Consider the following 2113-nt stretch of genomic DNA (forward strand, 5'->3'; position numbering starts at 1 on the left):
GCGCTATCCATTGTGTCAGCGATAAAACCGGTGACGCCTTGATCGATGATCTCCGGCAGCGCACCGCAACTCCAGCCGATGACCGGTGTGCCGCAGGCCATTGCCTCGATAGCGGCAAGGCCGAACGGCTCCGGCCAGTCGATCGGGAACAGCAGGCCTGCCGCCTTGCCGAGAAATTCCGCCTTCTGGTTTTCCTCGATCTCACCGACATAGACAACGCGATCGCCATCGATCAAAGGCTCGACCACCTCACGGAAATAGGCGCGATCGTCGTCGCCGATCTTTGCCGCGAGCTTGAGCTTGAGCCCCGAACGCAAGGCGATCTCGATGGCGCGATCCGGGCGCTTGTCGCGTGAGAACCGGCCGAGGAAGGCAAGGTAGGGTTCTTCGGCGGCCGTCTCGAACGTCGGCTCGTAGAGAGCAGTCGGCAATCCGTGATGGATCGTCGCCAACCAGTTGGCGTTGGCAAGGCCCGCCTTCTGGCTGTGCGAAATGGAAATCAGGGGAAAGCGCGGGAACCGTTCATAGGCCGGCGCCAGGTCGACATAATCCAGCCTGCCATGCGGCGTCGTCACCGTCCGCTCCGCAATATCCTCAAAGAAGGAAAAATGCAGGAAGTGGCTGAGGTGGAAGTGGATGACGTCGAACTCCGACGCCCGTTCCCTCACCTGCGCAAGCATCGAAAGATGCGCCGCGATCTCGGATTTGAGCGGACGCGGATCGAGGCGCAACGCGCGTTCCCGGCTGGGTACCAGCTTCGCGGAGGTCTGGCTGTCGCCACTGGCAAACAGCGTCACCTCATGACCCAGATCGACCAGCGCTTCGGTCAGATACGAGACGATGCGCTCGGTGCCGCCATAGAGCCTTGGCGGCACCGATTCATAAAGCGGCGCGACATGGGCGATTTTCATATTTCATCCTGGATGCTGGGCATGCAGGTGTGAAATGCGTCAACGGCTCGATTGGTTCCGATTTTATGGTCGAGCCGTCGGCACCAGAGGCCGCAGTCGGCATGGAACTGTGCGTCAAACGGATTGCGCGATCAGGGTCAGAAAGCCACCGCTCAGGGCAACATTCCCGACGAAGCCATTGATGCGGGACGCACGGTCCGGACCCTGATGGTCCCAGAAATTGTGGAACATCGGCGTGGCGACGATGAGGAACAGCAGCAGCACCGTGGCCGCGAGTGCCGTCCACAATCCTGCGATGACCAGCACACCGGCGGCGACCTGAAGCACGATACCAGTCCACAGTGCCAACCGCGCCTGCGGCACACCGCGCGCGGCCATCAGCTGGGTCAGGAAGGCCGCGTTCTGGATGTTGCGCAGGCCGGCGAAAACGAAGGCGCCGCCGAGCAGCAGGCGAGCGAGAAACAACAAGGTCGAAGGCAAATCCGCAGGCATCAAACTCTCCCCTTTAAAGGTTTAAGGCAGTGGGAGCGCGCTCTCCACGGCGCTCCCAACATGATTGGACAATCAGGCAGCCTTGGCCGCCGGCATCGGATGTATGGCTTGGAACGGGATGCACAGCCGGTTCCAGGTGTTGATCATGCCGAGCGCAACGGACAGCTTGACCAGCTCCTCTTCTGAGAAATGCTCCAGCGTACGTGCATAAAGTTCGTCCGGCACGCCGTTGTTGGCGATCAGGGTGACGGCTTCGGTCCAGGCCAAAGCCGCGCGTTCACGCTCCGAGAACAGCGGCGATTCCTTCCAGGCTGAAACCAGATAGAGCCGCTGCTCGGTCTCGCCGTCGCGCCTGGCCTCGCGGCTGTGCATCTCGACGCAGAACGAGCAGCCATTGATCTGCGAAGCCCTGAGCTTGATCAGGTGCAGCAGGCTCACCTCGAGCCCGCATTCGTCCACCGCCTTGTTGAGCGCCGACACCGCCTTCATGATCTCCGGCGCCTTGGCGAAAAATTGCAGCCTCTGTTTCATCGTCTCGTCCTTTCACGTCTGCTTGGGTTTTGAGGTTTTGGAGTTAACTGGATTTCTGCGGCCGCTGGTGGCGCTCGACAAAGGCGCAGCTCGCAGCAAGCGACCTGGGATCGCCTTCTGCCGCGTAGGTGGCCACGATATCGGACAGCTTGGTCTCGGCGAGCGCGGCGCGATAGGCG

General features: G+C 61.3%; 3 protein-coding genes and 1 pseudogene. All 4 read right to left on the reverse strand.

Features of this window, described 5'->3' with window-relative positions:
- Positions 1-911 (reverse strand): glycosyltransferase family 4 protein (locus EN884_RS34150; RefSeq protein WP_164895358.1); only part of this gene is annotated, 911 nt, incomplete at its 3' end.
- Positions 912-1025: 114 nt separating this feature from the next.
- Entirely contained in the window at positions 1026-1403 is a 378-nt protein-coding gene (locus EN884_RS34155) for a DoxX family protein (protein WP_013530897.1), read from the reverse strand.
- Between the two features lie 72 nt (positions 1404-1475).
- Positions 1476-1934, reverse strand: coding sequence for a carboxymuconolactone decarboxylase family protein (locus EN884_RS34160; protein WP_024501510.1), 459 nt, complete (start codon positions 1932-1934; stop codon positions 1476-1478).
- A gap of 43 nt (positions 1935-1977) precedes the next feature.
- Positions 1978-2113: pseudogene (locus EN884_RS39925) on the reverse strand (transcriptional regulator); the annotation flags it as partial.

The organism is Mesorhizobium sp. M7A.F.Ca.AU.001.01.1.1 (genome assembly GCF_004022735.1).
Classification (GTDB): Bacteria; Pseudomonadota; Alphaproteobacteria; order Rhizobiales; family Rhizobiaceae; genus Mesorhizobium; species Mesorhizobium ciceri.

Excerpts from the sequence above, each read along its gene's own strand:
- EN884_RS34160 (WP_024501510.1), bottom strand. The coding sequence starts at position 1,934 with ATGAAACAGAGGCTGCAATTTTTCGCCAAGGCGCCGGAGATCATGAAG.
- EN884_RS34155 (WP_013530897.1), bottom strand. The coding sequence starts at position 1,403 with ATGCCTGCGGATTTGCCTTCGACCTTGTTGTTTCTCGCTCGCCTGCTG.